This is a genomic window from Stutzerimonas stutzeri (assembly GCF_024448715.1).
GTDB classification, from domain to species: domain Bacteria; phylum Pseudomonadota; class Gammaproteobacteria; order Pseudomonadales; family Pseudomonadaceae; genus Stutzerimonas; species Stutzerimonas stutzeri_AR.
Genome location: NZ_JAMOHZ010000006.1, coordinates 134,867 through 152,316 on the forward strand (window position 1 = coordinate 134,867; position 17,450 = coordinate 152,316).

Below are 17,450 nucleotides of genomic sequence, written 5' to 3' on the forward strand. Positions count from 1 at the left end.
GAAAGATAGCCATGGCTGACGTTTTGAAAGCATTGTTCTGAATTCCGCTGCACGTTCATGTGCGACGTCCCTTTCCATCTGGAATTGTCGGTACGCGCTTATGATTGTCGGTGCCTTCGGATAGTTCCCTGGTGGACGGCCGCTGATCGGAGAGTTTTTTGAGGTCGTAGGACGGGAGCTGTCAGGCGGTGTGGTAGACGTAACTGTGACCCCAGTAGCGGCGACGAATGGCGCCTGCGTCGGTGCTGTGCGTAGCGAGAAAACGCCCGCCTCTGCTTGCCATTCGAGCGAGGCGGCAATTCTTTAAGGTTAAGTGTCACGCAGGAACACTAGGTGATCGGTCGATGAATCATCCGGGCTGTAGCGGTAGCCGTCGTAAGCGAAATTCTTCAGCTGTTCGGGCTGCTCGATGCGTTCCTTGATAACGTAGCGACTCATCAGGCCGCGCGCTTTCTTGGCGTAGAAGCTAATGATTTTGTACTGACCGTTTTTCAGGTCCTTGAAGTCGACGTCGATCACTCGCGCATTCAGGGCCTTGCGTTTGACCGCGCCGAAGTATTCATTCGAGGCAAGGTTGAGTAATACATCGTCACCCTGTGACGCCAGCGCTTCGTTAAGCCAGCCGCTGATGCGTTCGCCCCAGAATGCATAGAGATCCTTGCCGCGTGCATTGGCTAGTTTGGTTCCCATTTCCAGCCGGTAGGGCTGCATCAGGTCGAGCGGGCGCAGGATGCCGTAAAGCCCGGACAACATTCGCAGATGTTTCTGAGCGAAATCGAAGTCCTGCTCGGAAAAATCGCTGGCGTTCAATCCGGTATAGACGTCTCCCTTGAACGCGAGCAGTGCCTGCTTGGCATTGCCCGGGGTGAATTCCGCTGTCCAGCCGCCGAAACGAGCGACGTTCAGGGCGGCGAGCTTGTCCGAAAGGTGCATCAGTTCGCTGACCTGCTGGGGTGAAAGGTCGCGCAATTGATCGATCAGTTGCTGGGCGTGGTCGAGATGTTCGGGTTGGGTGAAGCGTTTGGTCGTCGGTGGGGTGTCGTAATCCAGGGTCTTGGCCGGCGAAATCACCATCAGCATATCGGTCTCCTTTGAAGGGCGCTGATTTTAGGCTTATAGCTGGGTGAGGCTCCACCTATGGCCCCGATTAACCGAGAGGTTGACCTTGCCCCGGTGTTAAGGAACAAGCTTGTCCCCTCGAAGAGGAGCGCTTATGACCGCTTGCAATCATTCAAACTGGGAACCTTCCCATGATTATCGTCCGCTCGAGCAGGGAGCCGAGCGGCAAACCTGGGCGGTGGTGGCGCTGACCGGGTTAACCATGGTGGCTGAAATATTCGCCGGCTACCTGTTCAACTCCATGGCGCTTCTGGCCGATGGATGGCATATGGCATCGCATATGGTGGCTATCGGTATGGCAGCGATTGCCTATCTTCTGGCGCGTCGCTACGCCCACGATCGGCGCTTCGCATTCGGAACCTGGAAAATCGAGGTATTGGCGGGCTTTGCCAGCGCGGTGTTGCTGGTAGTGGTGGCGGTGATGATGATCGGCGAGTCGCTGTCGCGCTTCTGGTCACCTGCGCAAATTGGCTTCGACGAAGCGTTATGGGTGGCGATTATCGGATTGTCGGTGAATCTACTATCGGCTTGGCTGCTGCGTGATCAGCACGGCCATCACCACCATCATGCTCACCACGACCACGACCACGACCACGACCACGACCACGACCACGAGAGCTCCGCAGGGCCAGGGCGAGATCTCAATCGCCATGCCGCCTTCATCCACGTGCTGACCGACGGGTTGACCTCGGTTGCGGCCATTTTCGCCTTGCTGGGAGGCAAATACTTCGGCTGGAACTGGCTGGACCCTCTGATGGGCATCATCGGTGCGATCGTCATTCTCGTATGGGCCAAGGGCCTGCTGCGCGATACCGCGAAGGCATTACTGGACCGGGAAATGGACGATCCGCTGGTGCAGCGCGTTCGAGAGCAGCTGGAAGCGGTGCCGGACACAGACGTGATCGATCTGCATCTATGGCGAGTCGGTCGAGCGCAATACAGCTGTATCGTCAGTATTGTCACCCACCAAGCGCATTCGGCGGATCGCTACAAGGCCGAGCTGAAAGGGTTTTCAGAGCTGGTGCACGTGACGGCGGAGGTAAATCAGTGCGGGGAAAACGCGCGGGTTGATTACTGAGCCTAGCTGCCCATCGGAAGCCAGCCAAGCGTTTTTCGTCGTTCCGATAAAAAAACGTCGTCTGGTAGAAAAAGACTTTTTACTGTCATCCATTTTGCGGTATTACCTTTCATCAAGACCGCCGAAACCTGCACTCACAGGTGGCGGCCTCTGGGTGGCCCCAGGCCCCTGCTACCCAAGTCCGCTCACCTTGCGCACGGTGGTTTTCTCTACGGCGGAGTGCATTCGGCTCTCCGTCGTCCGGCTCCGAAAAGGTGATCGCGTATGGATGACTACGGCAGACCCCGCGCAACTCAGCCCACCCTCTACGTTCTTGATACCAACGTTCTGATTCACGATCCCAATGCGTTGTTGAATTTTCAGGAGCATCAGGTCGCCATCCCAATGACCGTGCTCGAAGAGCTTGATCAACTCAAGACCGGCAAGCACAGCGTGGCGGCTGAGTGCCGTCAAGCCATTCGCTTGATCGACAAGGTGCTCGGCGATGCCACCCCCGAAGAAGTCGAGCTGGGCGTACCGATCCAGCGAGAGAAGAGCGGGCCCTGTGGCAGCCTGTCGATTCTGATGAGCAAAGGCGCCGACTCCAGCGCGCTTCCAGAAGATCTCAACGACAACAAGATCATCAATCAGGTCGTGGATCTGCAGCGGCGCAGCGCTGGCGTTCCGGTGGTGTTAGTTACCAACGACATCAATATGCGTTTGAAGGCGCGCGCCTGTGGCGTTGCCTCGGAGGATTACCACACCGACAAGCTAGTGGACGACGTTGGCCAGCTATCGCGCGGCTACCACAGCCTGAGCGGGTCGTTCTGGGATCGTGTCAGCAAGGTCGACACACACCAAGGTCACGGCCGGACCTGGCATCGGGTCCAACTGATCGACAATCTGCCTGCCGTGCACATCAATGAGTTCATCCTCGACGAGCAAGGCTTTGTCGGCTGGGTCAAGGGCATCAAGGCGGACGAGTTGCTCTTGCTCGATATGCACCAGGAACCATTGTTGCACCAGGAGGCATGGGGGCTGCGCCCTCGCGATATCCATCAGGCCTTGGCGCTGTTCGCCTTGCTTGATCCAGATATTCATCTGGTCAATCTGTCGGGTGCCGCAGGATCCGGCAAGACCATCCTGGCCTTGGCCGCGGCCATCGAGCAGACCGTGGTGAGCAAACGTTACCGGCGAATCATTGCGACACGCAGCGTGCAGGGGCTGGATGAGGACATCGGCTTTCTGCCTGGCACCGAAGCGGAGAAGATGGAACCCTGGCTCGGCGCAATTACCGACAACCTCGAAGCGCTGCATATGGATGACGAGAGCACCCATGGCAGTGTCGATTACATCCTGCAAAAGGTGCCGTTGCAGTTCAAATCCCTTAACTACATTCGCGGCCGCAGCTTTCAGCAGAGTCTGATCCTGATCGACGAATGCCAAAACCTCACGCCGCACCAGATGAAAACCATCATCACACGGGCAGGGAGCGGATCGAAGGTGGTTTGCCTGGGTAATCTTGCGCAGATCGACACGCCTTATCTATCCGCAACCAGTTCGGGATTGACCTATCTCACGGAGCGTTTCAAAGACTTCCCGCACGGCATGCACATCACCTTGCAAGGCGTGCCTCGTTCGGTACTTGCCGAATACGCCGAGGCTCACATGTAAGCCAGCGCGTGCCGCCCGACGGGGCCGGCAGCGGAGGGTGCGGTGCGGCATATTGTGTATACAATGTGCCGCATTGATATTCGGAGTCGCCTGCTTATGCTTACTCACCTCGATTCCCAAGGGCGCGCCAATATGGTCGACGTCACCGCCAAGGCCGTTACGGCACGTGAAGCGGTGGCGGAGGCGAAAGTGCGCATGCGTCCTGAAACTCTGCAAATGATCCAGCAGGGCGGCCACCCCAAGGGTGATGTATTCGCAGTTGCCCGCATCGCTGGAATCCAGGCGGCAAAGAAGACTCATGAGCTGATTCCCCTTTGTCATCCGCTGCTGCTGACCAGTATCAAGGTCGAACTGCAACCGGAAGGGGGCGACTGCGTGCGGATAGAGGCACGCTGCAAACTGGCCGGTCAGACCGGCGTGGAGATGGAAGCGCTGACTGCCGCGAGCATCGCCGCTTTGACCCTCTATGACATGTGCAAGGCCGTCGATAAGGGTATGGTCGTGGAGAGTGTCCGACTGCTGGAAAAGCTAGGCGGAAAAAGCGGACATTGGCAGGTGCAGGCATGATTCAGGTGCAGTACTTCGCGCGCTATCGTGAGGCGTTTGGCCTCGATACCGAGCAGCTGGAATGGGATTCGTCACTTCGGCAGGTCGACGATCTCAGGCGGCGACTGCTGGCGCGAGGTAACGAATGGACTGTACTGGGCGAACAGAACCTGATGTGCGCGCGCAATCAGGAGTTGTGCGGGCTCGACGAGCCGCTGGTCGATGGCGATGAAGTGGCATTCTTTCCCACCGTGACTGGAGGCTGAGCATGAATGTGCGTGTACAGCAGGCGCCGTTCGATCCAGGTGCAGAGCTCAACGCGTTGCACGCAGCCAACCTTGGCATCGGCGCGGTAACCGGCTTTGTCGGCTTCGTTCGCGATTTCAACGATGGGCATGACGTCGCCGGGATGTTTCTCGAGCACGCACCGGGAATGACGGAGAAGGCGCTGCAGAAAATCGTCGAGGAGGCCACCGCGCGTTGGCCCTTGCTGCACCTGGAAATCCTGCACCGAGTCGGTCGGCTCGAGCCCGGTGAGCCGATCGTCTTCGTCGGCGCCGCCAGCGCACACCGTGAGGCTGCATTCGATGGTTGCCGGTTCGTCATGGATTATTTGAAAACCCGCGCGCCGTTCTGGAAGAAGGAAGATACCCCGTCAGGACCGCGCTGGGTCGAAGGTCGCTGTAGCGACCAAGCCGCTGCGGAGCGGTGGCGTCAGGGATAGCAAGCCAGCCGAAGGTGATCTGCAGCTTTAGGAACAACGTGAAAGCATCGACAGAGCGCCCAGGTAGGGAGCTTCCTCTATTATGCTCTCTGTCATTGACGCCTGCGCCCATCAGCGAGAAGCGAGCTCGGGAGATCCGCAGTACCATCAGGTACGGGCGAAAAAAAGGCGAAGCCGCTGCCGGCTTCGCTTTTTTGTTTAAGTATTTGTTCCAAAGCTTGTCAGCGCTTGGCCGGGACCGCAGCCAGCAGTTCGGCGGGAGGCATCTCGCAACTGATCTTGCGCCCCAGAAGTGCTTCGATCGCCGGCAGGGCAAAGGCATCATCTTCCCCGGCAAAGCTGATCGAAGTGCCGCTGGCGCCGGCCCGACCTGTGCGGCCGATGCGATGCACGTAGTCGTCCGGCACTTCTGGCAGAGTGAAGTTGATCACGTGGCTGATGCCATCGACATGAATGCCGCGGCCTGCCACATCGGTCGCCACCATTACGCGAATCTTGCCTTCGCGGAAGCCTTCCAATGCACGAATGCGCTTGTGTTGCGGGACGTCACCGGACATCTGGACGGCGCTTATACCGTCGCGAGTGAGGCGCTCCTCAATGCGGCGCACCTCGTCCTTGCGATTGGCGAATACCATCACTCGGGTCCAGTCATTCTGGGTGATGAGGTTGTACAACAGCTTGTACTTATCGCTTCCCGCTACGGCGTAGACATGTTGCTCGACGGTGTCGCTCGCAACATTCACCGCTTCGATTTCGACGATTGCCGGGTCCGTTGTCCACTGCTTGGCCAGATTCATCACGTCTTCGGTGAACGTAGCGGAGAACAGCAGAGTTTGGCGTTCGCTCTTGGGTGGGGTCTGGCGGATGATTTGGCGGACCTGCGGAATGAACCCCATGTCGAGCATGCGATCCGCTTCGTCGAGGACCAGAACCTCAACCATATCCAAGTGCACTTCGCCGCGCTGATTGAAGTCCAGCAGGCGCCCCGGTGTAGCCACGAGAATGTCGCAATAGCGGGATTCCAGAGCTTTGAGCTGTTTGTCGAAATCCATGCCTCCGACGAAGCTCATCACACTCAGGCCGGTGTACTTGGTTAGATTCAGCGCATCGTTGGCGATCTGCACGACCAGTTCCCGCGTCGGCGCGATGATCAGCGCGCGCGGCTCGCCCATGTAGCGATCGCCGGGTGGTGGGGTCTGTAACAGCTGGGTGATGGTGGAAATCAAAAAGGCTGCAGTCTTGCCGGTGCCGGTCTGGGCGCGGCCGATCGCATCTCGACCCTTGAGGGTAAACCCCAACACCTGGGCCTGGATCGGTGTGCAGTAAGGGAATCCAAGATCATGGACGGCGTGCATTAGCTCCGGAGCGAGCTTGAAATCATGAAAACGTGTCTTGCCTTCGGCGGGCTCGACCTTGAAGTCTTCCAGTTTCCACGCAGGTGCAGGCGGTGCGGCGGGCTTGCGTGCACGTTCAGGGCGCGGCTTGGTTGCTACCGCTGAAGCATCGGAACGCGCAGGGCGAGGGTTATCGGTGCTTTTCGAGGTGTTGCTGATGGGCTGGGCGGCGGGTAGCTCGGCCTGGCCTTTGCCAAAAATTTTTTTGAGTGCTTCGAGCACGGGCTTCTCGTCTGTGTCTATAAAGGTTTGCCCGCCAGTGTAATGCAAGAAGCAGATACGGCGAAGATTTGCTCGGAACTGGCATCGAACTTGGGCTGGTCATGCTATCGGCGCGGTTGTAGGTCAGCCGCAAACGCGGTTTCGCCCCCGCTTCTTGGCCTGATAAAGCGCTTGGTCGGCGATGTGAATTAGCGTCCTCAGGTCGTCCTTCGGTTGCATCGGCGCGACACCGACGGAAATCGTCACGCCAGGCAGAACCCCTATAGGTGAGCGGAACGATTTTATATCTTCGAGGCTCTGGCGCAGGCGTTCGCCAATGTTGCGAGCATCTTCGAGTGACATGTCGGGAAGCAAAATCACGAACTCCTCGCCACCGTAGCGCACCAGGCTGTCTGCTGGACGCAGCAGCTTGCTGAGCGTGTCGACGACAAGGCACAACGCATGGTCGCCGGCCAGATGGCCATGTCTATCGTTGTAATCCTTGAAGCGATCGACATCGAGCATAAGGATCGATAGCGGTTGTCCGCTGAAGGCGCAGCGGGTGCTCTCGCGCGTGTAGATATGTTCGAGCCAACGGCGATTGAAGGAGCCGGTTAGGGTGTCGACGTTGGCGTTCTGCTCGCTGTTGATGATCAGCCGATCACTCAGGCGAACACGTTGGCAAAGCAGTTCGGCAAGGTTCTGCATCAGCTTGGGGGACCGGGTAAGCAGTGGCATCGAGCGACGATGCAGACGCAGCAGTACCGAAGGCACGAGCGAGACGACGTAGGCCGACGGCGGCAGATTGTCCATGAAGCTGATTTCGCCGGCACAATCGCCTGGGCCGATGGCGCGTACCTGATGGCTTTCGAGCGAATCCAGGTGAACGGCCAGCTCGCCGTCGAGGACCAGATAAAGATAGTGATTGTGTTCGAGTGGTGAAAGCAGGACCTCGCCAGCCCCGACCAGGCACGGTTCGAAGAACTCCTGCAGCAGCCGCAGGCACGGCTCGTCCACATGATCTAGCAGTCGTGCCTGTTTCAGGTGCTGCATTTCGGCCCGCCATTCGGCAAGCTTCATGACTGCAACATCCGGCTGGATGGCGTCTTTGTCATGGTTATCGCTAGCGCCCCGTAACTACTGGCTGGTCGGCTTCGTCTGACCGCAATGAGCGCTACAACTGCAGGCGCATCAAGTTTTTTCTGCCCATGCCAAGCGTAGCTTTATTTGGCCATCCGGACAGGCGCGCAGCGTCACAAATTTCTTAGCGGAATGAGCCGCTGTTCAAGCGCAGTTAACCCAGCCGGGCTTTTAGCCAATCGCCGATATCGCGAATCTCGTCCGGCACCACCTCATGGCCCATCGGATAACCCTTCCAGGCCGCTTGTACCTGGTTCTGTACCAGACATTCATAGGCGGCGCGCCCCATTGAGGGCAGTACGACGTCATCCCTCGAACCGTGCAGACAAAGCACCGGCAGACCGGTTTGCAGCGGCGACAACCCCAGAGCGGCGTTGAAAGTCGGCGCATAGGTAGATAACGCCAGAACTCCGCCCAGCGGGCCGGACCAGCGTAGGAACGCGGTGTGATAAACCACCGCGCCGCCTTGGGAAAAGCCGGCGAGGAAGATGCGCTTGGGATCGATGCCACCGTCGCGCTGCGCTTCGATCAGCTCGATCACACTCTGCGTCGATTGCTCGAGCTGCGCCTGATCAATCGCTCGAGCAGGACTCATGGCCAGGATGTCGTACCAGCTCGGCATCGCCCAGCCGCCATTGATGGTTACTGCCCGGGTGGGTGCCTGGGGGAGCACGAAGCGGGTCGCCAACAGACGCTGCTGCAGCATTTCGGCCACGGGCAGGAAGTCGTAGCGATCAGCGCCGAGGCCATGCAGCCAGATAACACAGGAATCGGCAGTTGTTGCGGGTTCGATGATTAGAGGGTCGCTCATGTCGGGCTCCATTCGGGCGGATCGCGCCATGTTTGGGCGAGCGCAGAAAAAAGTGCAGCAATATGCGGCGAGATTACCTGCTCATAGCCTTGCTATGAAGCGCGCCGCGGCTCCAGAAGGCGCTGTTGCGATCTGGTACGCCACTTGCTTTGCCGCTGGTACCTAATGCGCCGATGTCGTCGGCACTGTCGCAGATAAGCGCATCGGGAGAAGTTGCCGATAACCAATCGGCGGCTAGACTCAGGTCAGGCTCTTCTGTCATGTCGGTTGATGCGTGTCGATTGGCAACCTGTGATGCAGGTAGAAGACCCCGACCCCGTAAGAATAAAAGCAAACTGGAGGTTTCGATGATAAGGGCAAAATCCACACTGGCCGTGCTTAGTGCCGCGACACTTTTGGGCGCCAGCGGCTTGGCTCAGGCAGGGGCGACTCTGGATGCGGTCAAGAGCAAAGGTTTCGTGCAGTGCGGCGTCAGCGACGGGCTGCCGGGCTTCTCCTACACCGATGCCAAGGGCGAATACAAGGGAATCGATGTGGATGTATGCCGCGCGGTAGCGGCTGCGGTATTTGGTGATGCCAGTAAAGTCAAGTTCAGCCCGCTGACGGCCAAGGAGCGTTTCACCGCGCTGCAATCTGGTGAAATCGATGTGCTTTCGCGAAATACCACCTGGACCAGCTCTCGTGACTCGGCGATGGGACTTAACTTTACCGGCGTGACCTATTACGACGGCCAGGGATTTCTTGTAAATAAGGAACTCGGCGTATCCAGTGCCAAAGAACTCGACGGTGCGACCGTATGCATCCAGGCCGGTACCACTACCGAGCTGAACCTCTCCGACTACTTCCGCGCCAATAGTCTCAAGTACACCCCAATCACCTACGACACGTCCGATGAAAGCGCCAAGTCGCTGGAGTCCGGCCGTTGCGACGTGCTCACTTCCGATCAGTCCCAGCTGTACGCCCAGCGCATCAAGCTAGCCAAGCCGGACGCCTATATCGTGCTGCCGGAAGTCATCTCCAAGGAACCGCTCGGCCCTGCGGTGCGTCAGGGGGACGAAGAATGGTTCGATATCGTGCGCTGGTCGCTGCTGGCCATGATCAACGCCGAGGAGCTGGGGATAACCGCGGCTAATGTCGAAGGAAAAGCCAAAACTACTAAGAATCCCGACGTTGCGCGTTTGCTCGGCATCGAGGGTGAATATGGTAAGGATCTGAAGCTGCCGAAGGATTGGGCGGTGCAAATCGTCAAGCAGGTCGGCAATTATGGCGAAGTGTTCGAGCGCAACATTGGCTCCGGCAGCGACCTTAAGATCGAACGCGGTCTGAATGCGCTCTGGACCAATGGAGGCCTGCAGTACGCACCGCCGGTGCGCTGATCGAGCCGGGCCAGCGAGCGCTGGCCTTGTTTCAAGGATGAGCGCTGCCGGTGCCCTTGCACCGGCGCGTCGTATGAGGTTTCTTAATGCGAACCATCGCCAAAACGGGAGCAGCGCGCGGCTCGCTGCTCACGGATCCACAGGCGCGCGCCTGGTTGTTTCAGATTGTCGCGGTAATAACGGTAGTAGGGATCGGCTGGTTCCTGTTCTACAACACCCAAACCAACCTCGCCCACCGAGGCATCACCTCGGGCTTCGGCTTTCTCGACAATGCCGCCGGCTTCGGCATCTCCCAACATCTGATCGACTACAGCGAAAGCGATTCCTATGGACGGGTGTTCTGGGTCGGCTTGCTTAACACGCTGTTAGTTAGTGTCATCGGCATCGTTCTGGCGACCATCATCGGATTCGTACTCGGTGTGGCGCGACTATCGCCTAACTGGCTGATCCGTCAAATCGCTACGGTCTATATCGAGACCTTCCGCAACATCCCGCCGCTGCTGCAGATCTTCTTCGTGTACTTCGCCGTGATTGGCCCTTTGCCCGGCCCAAGGGACAGTCTGAGCTTGTGGGGCGTTATCTTCGTCAACAACCGCGGGGTGCAGATGCCTTCACCCAGCGCGGGGGAAGGCTTCTGGCCGTTCTGGGGCGCGATGTTCGTGGCGCTGGTAGCCATCGTCATGCTAAATCGCTGGGCCCGCGCGCGACGCCACGCTACCGGGCAGACCTTTCCAGTGTTCTGGGCCAGTCTGGCGCTGTTTGTCGGGATTCCGGGGCTCTGCTCGCTGCTGCTTGGCGCGCCGTTTCTGTGGGAAATTCCGGAGCTGCAACGCTTCAACATCCGTGGCGGTTGGGTGGTAATACCGGAGCTGGTGTCGATTGTGCTGGCGCTGTCCATCTATACCGCGGCCTTTATCGGAGAAACCGTACGCGCCGGGATTCAGTCGGTCAGCCACGGGCAGACCGAAGCCGCCGCCTCGTTGGGTCTTCGTCCGGGACGTGTATTGCGACTGGTCATCATCCCCCAGGCAATGCGCGTGATCATCCCGCCGCTGACCAGCCAATACCTCAATCTTGCGAAAAATTCTTCGCTGGCGGCTGCCATCGGCTATCCGGATATGGTGTCGCTATTTGCCGGTACGGTGCTCAATCAGACCGGTCAGGCCATTGAAACCATGGCCATCACCATGAGCGTGTATCTGGCGATCAGCATTAGCATTTCGCTGCTGATGAATGGGTACAACAAGCGCATTGCGCTGATCGAGCGGTAAGGACGAGCGCATGACGACCCATACTTTTAAACCGGACCTGCCGGCACCTTCCACCAACATTGGTGTGATCGGCTGGATGCGGGCCAATCTGTTCTCCAGTTGGATCAATACGCTACTCACCTTGGTGGGGCTTTATCTGATCTGGTTGATCGTGCCGCCGATCCTCGACTGGGCCATCATCAAGGCCGACTGGACCGGAGAGACACGAGCCGACTGTACGCGTGAAGGCGCATGCTGGGTGTTCGTCCAGACGCGCTTCAGCCAGTTCATGTACGGTTTCTATCCATCAGAGTTGCGCTGGCGCGTGGATGCGACAGCCTGGCTCGCCGTCATCGGCGCCGCGCCGCTATTCCTCCGACAAATGCGGAACAAGGCGCGTTACGGCATAGGCTTTCTGCTGCTCTATCCGTTGCTCGCCTACTGGCTGCTGCATGGTGGCTTCCTGGGCCTGGAAATGGTCCCGACCAGCCGCTGGGGCGGGTTGATGTTGACCATCGTCATCGCTGCTGTCGGCATCGCCGGAGCCTTGCCGATGGGCATTCTGCTGGCGCTCGGCCGTCGCTCGGACATGCCTGCGATTCGCGTGCTGTGCGTGACTTTCATCGAGTTTTGGCGCGGCGTGCCACTCATCACCGTGCTGTTCATGTCATCGGTCATGTTGCCGCTATTTCTGCCCGAAGAAATGAACCTCGACAAGCTCATGCGGGCCATGGTGATGGTGATTTTCTTCGAGGCCGCATATATCGCCGAAGTCGTGCGCGGCGGGCTACAAGCGATACCCAAGGGCCAGTATGAGGCGGCCGCCGCGATGGGGTTGGGCTATTGGCGCAGCATGATCCTGGTGATCCTGCCGCAAGCACTGAAGATGGTCATTCCCGGCATCGTCAATACGTTTATCGCCCTGTTCAAAGACACCAGTCTGGTGATCATCATCGGTCTGTTCGACTTTCTCAACAGCATCAAGCGCGCCACCGCCGACCCTGCCTGGCTGGGCATGTCGACCGAGGGCTATGTATTCGCCGCGCTGGTCTACTGGATTTTCTGTTTTGGCATGTCGCGCTATTCCATGCATTTGGAACGCAAGCTCGACACCGGTCACCGGAATTAGGAGAGGCACATGAACGATACATCTCTGCAACCCAAACAGCCTGAACGCGCCGGCGAGCCGGTCATCCAGATGCACGGCGTACACAAATGGTTCGGGCAGTTTCACGTGCTCAAGGACATCAACCTGAATGTCACCCAGGGCGAGCGCATCGTGCTATGCGGGCCATCCGGCTCAGGCAAGTCCACCACCATTCGCTGCCTCAATCGGCTTGAAGAGCATCAGCAAGGTCGCATCGTAATCAACGGTGTCGAGTTGACCAACGACCTCAAGCAGATCGAGGCGATCCGCAGCGAAGTCGGCATGGTCTTCCAGCATTTCAACTTATTCCCGCATCTCACCGTACTACAAAACTGCACCCTGGCACCGATGTGGGTGCGCAAGCTGCCGCGGCGTCAGGCTGAGGAAATTGCCATGCACTATTTGGAGCGTGTGCGCATACCGGAACAAGCCGATAAGTATCCGGGGCAGCTCTCGGGTGGTCAGCAGCAGCGTGTCGCGATTGCTCGTGCGCTGTGCATGAAGCCGAAAATCATGCTGTTCGACGAGCCCACCTCCGCGCTAGATCCGGAGATGGTCAAGGAAGTGCTGGACACCATGGTCGGCCTCGCCGAAAGCGGCATGACCATGCTTTGCGTGACCCACGAAATGGGCTTCGCCCGTACCGTCGCCGATCGAGTGATCTTCATGGACAAGGGCGAGATCGTAGAGGAAGCCGACCCAGAGACCTTCTTCACCAATCCGAACAACGAGCGGACCAAGCTGTTTTTGAGTCAGATATTGCATTAGGGCGGCAGGCCACAGGCTTCAGGGCATAGGGTGGGCCGGGCGGCGCTCCGCTTCAGCCCACCAGAAACACCGGTAATCATCCCAATGTGGTGGGCTAAAGCCCACCCTACAGTGCTGTTTTTGAGTCAGATATTGCACTGAAGCTCGACGTGAAAGGCAGGCGTAGGTGGGCTTCAGCCCACCGGCAGGGCTACGATGCGGGGCGGACGTTTCGCGCCAGCTGTTACCTAATCGCTTCAGCTTCCAGCTGCCCCTTGCCCTCCGTCATGAGCTAGAATACGCGCCCCCGACTGCTCCCCTCCGAGGCTGTTCCGACGATGTTGATCCTGCGCGGCGCTCCCGCTCTTTCCGCCTTCCGTCACGGTAAGCTCCTGGCACAATTGACCGAGAAGGTCCCCGCTGTCAGCGGGCTGTACGCCGAGTTTGCTCATTTCGCCGAAGTATCCGGCGCGCTTGGCGCGGATGAGCAGCAAGTATTGGCTCGACTGCTGAAGTACGGTCCAAGCGTCCCGGTTGAGGAGCCAGCCGGTCGCCTATTCCTGGTCGTGCCGCGCTTCGGCACCATTTCTCCATGGTCGAGCAAGGCCAGCGATATTGCCCGTAACTGCGGCCTGGACAAGATCCAGCGACTCGAGCGGGGCATCGCCTATCACGTCGCGGGAAGCTTTTCCGAGGCTGAAGCAGCGCAAATCTCCGCGGTTCTGCATGATCGCATGACTCAACTGGTGATCGAGCAGTTCGAGGACGCGGCGAACCTGTTCAGCCATGCCCAGCCCAAGCCGCTCAGCGCCGTCGATGTGCTGGCTGGCGGTCGCGCTGCGCTGGAGAAAGCCAACGTTGAGCTAGGCCTGGCACTGGCGGACGATGAAATCGAGTATCTGGTGGACAGCTTCACCACTTTGGGACGTAACCCGCACGACATCGAATTGATGATGTTCGCTCAGGCCAATTCCGAGCATTGCCGTCACAAGATTTTCAACGCCAGCTGGGATATCGATGGCGAAAGCCAGGAGAAATCCCTGTTCGGTATGATCAAGAATACCTTCCAGCTGTACGGTGAGGGCGTGTTGTCCGCCTACAAGGACAACGCTGCGGTGATCGTCGGTAATGTCGCGGGGCGCTTCTACCCGAACGCCGAAACCGGTGAATACGCGGCGAATCAGGAACCCGTGCACATCCTGATGAAGGTCGAAACCCACAACCACCCGACGGCGATTGCACCGTTCCCCGGCGCAGCCACCGGCTCTGGCGGCGAGATCCGCGATGAGGGCGCCACAGGCCGTGGCGCCAAGCCAAAGGCCGGCCTGACCGGGTTCACCGTTTCCAACCTGAACATTCCAGGCTTCGAGCAGCCTTGGGAAGTACCTTACGGCAAGCCCGAACGCATCGTTACGCCGCTCGACATCATGATCGAAGGCCCTCTGGGCGGCGCGGCGTTCAATAACGAATTCGGTCGGCCGGCGCTGAGCGGTTACTTCCGTACGTTCGAGCAATCCATCGATACGCCGCGCGGCTCGGAAGTGCGTGGCTACCACAAGCCGATCATGCTGGCGGGTGGCATGGGCAACATTCGTGAAGATCATGTGCAGAAGGCTGAAATATCGGTTGGCGGCAAGCTGATCGTATTGGGCGGCCCGGCGATGCTGATCGGTCTTGGTGGCGGCGCGGCGTCGTCCATGGCCACCGGCAGCAGCTCGGCGGACCTGGATTTTGCCTCGGTACAGCGCGACAACCCCGAGATGGAGCGCCGCTGCCAGGAAGTCATCGACCGCTGCTGGCAGCTGGGCGAAAACAATCCGATCAAGTTCATCCACGACGTCGGTGCGGGTGGCCTATCCAATGCTTTCCCGGAGCTGGTCAATGATGGCGGTCGCGGTGGCCGCTTCGAGCTGCGCAACGTCCCTAACGACGAGCCGGGCATGGCACCGCTGGAGATCTGGTGTAACGAGTCCCAGGAGCGCTACGTGCTCTCGGTGGATGCCGCCGATCTCGAACGTTTCGAGGCGATCTGCAAGCGCGAGCGCTGCCCCTTCGCCGTCGTGGGTGAAGCCACTGCCGAGCCGCATCTGACCGTTTCCGACAACCATTTTGGTAACAATCCGGTCGACATGCCGCTCAACGTGCTGCTCGGCAAGGCGCCGCGCATGCACCGCAGTGCCGTCCGCGAAGCCGAGCTGGGTGATGATTTCGCCGCGGATCAGGTCGATCTGGGCGAGGCGGTCACTCGTGTTCTGCATCACCCGGCGGTAGCCAGCAAAAGCTTTTTGATCACCATCGGTGATCGCAGCATCACCGGTATGGTTGCCCGCGATCAGATGGTCGGTCCGTGGCAGGTTCCGGTGGCCGATTGCGCGGTGACCGCTACAAGTTATGACGTCTACACTGGCGAAGCGATGGCCATGGGCGAGCGCACGCCGCTGGCGTTGCTCGATGCCCCCGCCTCGGGACGCATGGCGATCGGCGAGACGCTGACCAACCTTGCTGCCGCACGTATCGAGAAGATTTCCGACATCAAACTGTCTGCCAACTGGATGGCTGCTGCTGGCCACCCAGGCGAAGACGCGCGCCTGTACGACACGGTCAAGGCCGTCGGTATGGAGCTGTGCCCGGAGTTGGGCATCACCATTCCGGTGGGCAAGGACTCGATGTCGATGAAGACCCGCTGGACCGACGAGGACGTCGAGAAGAGCGTGACGTCGCCGTTGTCGCTGGTCGTGTCCGGCTTTGCCCCAGTGGCCGATATTCGCGAGACCCTGACGCCGCAGCTGCGGCTGGACAAGGGCGAGACCGACCTGATTCTTGTGGATCTCGGTCGCGGCCAGAACCGTATGGGTGGTTCGATCCTGGCTCAGGTTTACGGACAGATCGGTCGCCAGGCGCCGGATGTGGACGACGCCGAAGACCTGCAGGCGTTCTTTGCGGTCATTCAAGGTCTGAATGCCGATGGTTTGCTGCTGGCCTATCACGACCGTTCCGATGGCGGTCTGCTGACCACCGCGCTGGAGATGGCGTTTGCTGGTCACTGTGGCCTCAACCTCAGCCTTGATGCTCTGGTAGAGAGCACCACGGAAATTTCCGCTGTGCTGTTCAACGAGGAATTGGGCGCACTGATTCAGGTCCGCCAGGGCGACACCGAAGTGGTTCTGGCGCAGTTCAGCGCCGCCGGTCTGGCTGACTGCGTCGCCGTGGTCGGTCAGCCGATCAACAACGGCCACGTGGCGATCAAGTTCGACGGCGCCGACGTGTTTAGCGGCGACCGTCGTTTGCTACAGCGTCAGTGGTCCGAAACCAGCTACCAGATCCAGCGCCTGCGTGACAATGTCGATTGTGCCGATCAGGAATTCGATGCGCTGCTCGAGGAAGACAACCCAGGGCTCAGCGTCAATCTAGGGTTTGACGTCAACGAGAATATCGCGGCGCCGTATATCAAGCGTGGCGTAAGGCCCGAGGTGGCGATCCTGCGCGAGCAGGGCGTCAACGGTCAGACCGAAATGGCTGCTGCGTTCGACCGCGCTGGTTTCGCTGCCGTCGACGTGCACATGAGCGACATCCTGTCGGGGCGCATCAGTCTCGATCGGTTCAAGGGGCTGGTTGCCTGTGGTGGCTTCTCCTATGGCGACGTGCTCGGCGCAGGTGAAGGTTGGGCCAAGTCGATTCTGTTCAATGGCCGCGCCCGTGAAGACTTCAGCGCCTTCTTCGAGCGCAAGGACAGCTTCGCGCTGGGCGTTTGCAACGGCTGTCAGATGCTTTCGAACTTGCATGAACTGGTACCTGGCAGCGAGTCCTGGCCGCACTTCGTGCGTAACCGTTCCGAGCAGTTCGAGGCGCGCGTGGCCATGGTTCAGGTGCAGGATTCGCCATCGATTTTCCTGCAGGGCATGGCCGGCTCGCGTCTGCCCATCGCCATTGCGCATGGGGAAGGGCACGCGGAATTCGAAAGCGAAGAAGCACTGCTAGAAGCCGATCTGTCCGGCACCGTGGCGCTGCGTTACATCGATAATTACGGCAAGGTTACTGAGCGTTATCCGGCCAACCCGGGCGGTTCGCCGCGTGGCATTACAGGTCTCACCACCCGCGACGGTCGTGTAACCATCATGATGCCGCACCCGGAGCGCGTCTTCCGCGCGGTGACCAACTCCTGGCACCCGGATGAATGGCAAGAAGATGGTGGCTGGATGCGCATGTTCCGCAATGCGCGGGTCTGGGTCGACTGACCCGGTATCTGGAAGAAGGAAAGCTCGGA

General features: G+C 59.2%; 14 protein-coding genes. 10 read left to right on the forward strand and 4 right to left on the reverse strand.

Annotated features, from left to right (window positions below):
- Positions 1-309 precede the first annotated feature (309 nt).
- A complete protein-coding gene (gene yaaA, locus NAV33_RS14730; protein ID WP_255981321.1) occupies positions 310-1,080 on the reverse strand; it encodes a peroxide stress protein YaaA in 771 nt (256 codons plus the stop codon).
- A gap of 133 nt (positions 1,081-1,213) precedes the next feature.
- Between yaaA and dmeF the strand changes: the two genes are divergently transcribed.
- From dmeF to moaE, 5 genes are all read left to right on the forward strand, one after another.
- Positions 1,214-2,197 carry a CDF family Co(II)/Ni(II) efflux transporter DmeF gene (gene dmeF, locus NAV33_RS14735; RefSeq protein ID WP_255981323.1) on the forward strand — a complete coding sequence of 328 codons (984 nt, stop codon included), beginning with the start codon at positions 1,214-1,216 and terminating at the stop codon, positions 2,195-2,197.
- A gap of 264 nt (positions 2,198-2,461) precedes the next feature.
- Entirely contained in the window at positions 2,462-3,850 is a 1,389-nt protein-coding gene (locus NAV33_RS14740; protein WP_255981325.1) for a PhoH family protein, read from the forward strand.
- Between the two features lie 96 nt (positions 3,851-3,946).
- The gene (gene moaC, locus NAV33_RS14745; protein ID WP_255981327.1) at positions 3,947-4,417 is read left to right on the forward strand and encodes a cyclic pyranopterin monophosphate synthase MoaC; all 471 of its coding nucleotides are present in this window, start codon (positions 3,947-3,949) and stop codon (positions 4,415-4,417) included.
- The gene (locus NAV33_RS14750) at positions 4,414-4,662 is read left to right on the forward strand and encodes a MoaD/ThiS family protein (protein ID WP_255981329.1); all 249 of its coding nucleotides are present in this window, start codon (positions 4,414-4,416) and stop codon (positions 4,660-4,662) included. Before moaC ends, NAV33_RS14750 begins: the two co-directional genes overlap by 4 nt.
- Positions 4,663-4,664: 2 nt before the next feature.
- Entirely contained in the window at positions 4,665-5,120 is a 456-nt protein-coding gene (gene moaE / locus NAV33_RS14755; protein WP_255981331.1) for a molybdopterin synthase catalytic subunit MoaE, read from the forward strand.
- Between the two features lie 221 nt (positions 5,121-5,341).
- Here the strand turns inward: moaE and rhlB are convergent, their stop codons facing one another.
- From rhlB to NAV33_RS14770, 3 genes are all read right to left on the reverse strand, one after another.
- Complete coding sequence (gene rhlB / locus NAV33_RS14760; protein WP_255981333.1) at positions 5,342-6,736, reverse strand: ATP-dependent RNA helicase RhlB; 1,395 nt, start codon at positions 6,734-6,736, stop codon at positions 5,342-5,344.
- A gap of 123 nt (positions 6,737-6,859) precedes the next feature.
- Complete coding sequence (locus NAV33_RS14765) at positions 6,860-7,795, reverse strand: GGDEF domain-containing protein (protein ID WP_255981335.1); 936 nt, start codon at positions 7,793-7,795, stop codon at positions 6,860-6,862.
- Between the two features lie 214 nt (positions 7,796-8,009).
- Positions 8,010-8,666 carry an alpha/beta hydrolase gene (locus NAV33_RS14770; protein ID WP_255981337.1) on the reverse strand — a complete coding sequence of 219 codons (657 nt, stop codon included), beginning with the start codon at positions 8,664-8,666 and terminating at the stop codon, positions 8,010-8,012.
- A gap of 347 nt (positions 8,667-9,013) precedes the next feature.
- On the opposite strand from NAV33_RS14770, the gene NAV33_RS14775 reads away from it, so the two are divergent.
- The 5 genes from NAV33_RS14775 to purL all read left to right on the forward strand — a co-directional run bounded on the left by NAV33_RS14775 (position 9,014) and on the right by purL (position 17,421).
- Entirely contained in the window at positions 9,014-10,042 is a 1,029-nt protein-coding gene (locus NAV33_RS14775; protein WP_255981339.1) for an amino acid ABC transporter substrate-binding protein, read from the forward strand.
- A gap of 86 nt (positions 10,043-10,128) precedes the next feature.
- Positions 10,129-11,313, forward strand: coding sequence for an amino acid ABC transporter permease (locus tag NAV33_RS14780; protein WP_255981341.1), 1,185 nt, complete (start codon positions 10,129-10,131; stop codon positions 11,311-11,313).
- Between the two features lie 10 nt (positions 11,314-11,323).
- The gene (locus tag NAV33_RS14785; RefSeq protein ID WP_255981343.1) at positions 11,324-12,421 is read left to right on the forward strand and encodes an amino acid ABC transporter permease; all 1,098 of its coding nucleotides are present in this window, start codon (positions 11,324-11,326) and stop codon (positions 12,419-12,421) included.
- Between the two features lie 9 nt (positions 12,422-12,430).
- Positions 12,431-13,207, forward strand: coding sequence for an amino acid ABC transporter ATP-binding protein (locus NAV33_RS14790; RefSeq protein ID WP_255981345.1), 777 nt, complete (start codon positions 12,431-12,433; stop codon positions 13,205-13,207).
- 317 nt (positions 13,208-13,524) lie between these two features.
- On the forward strand, positions 13,525-17,421 hold the full coding sequence (gene purL, locus NAV33_RS14795) for a phosphoribosylformylglycinamidine synthase (RefSeq protein ID WP_255981347.1): 3,897 nt from the start codon (positions 13,525-13,527) through the stop codon (positions 17,419-17,421).
- Positions 17,422-17,450 lie beyond the last annotated feature (29 nt).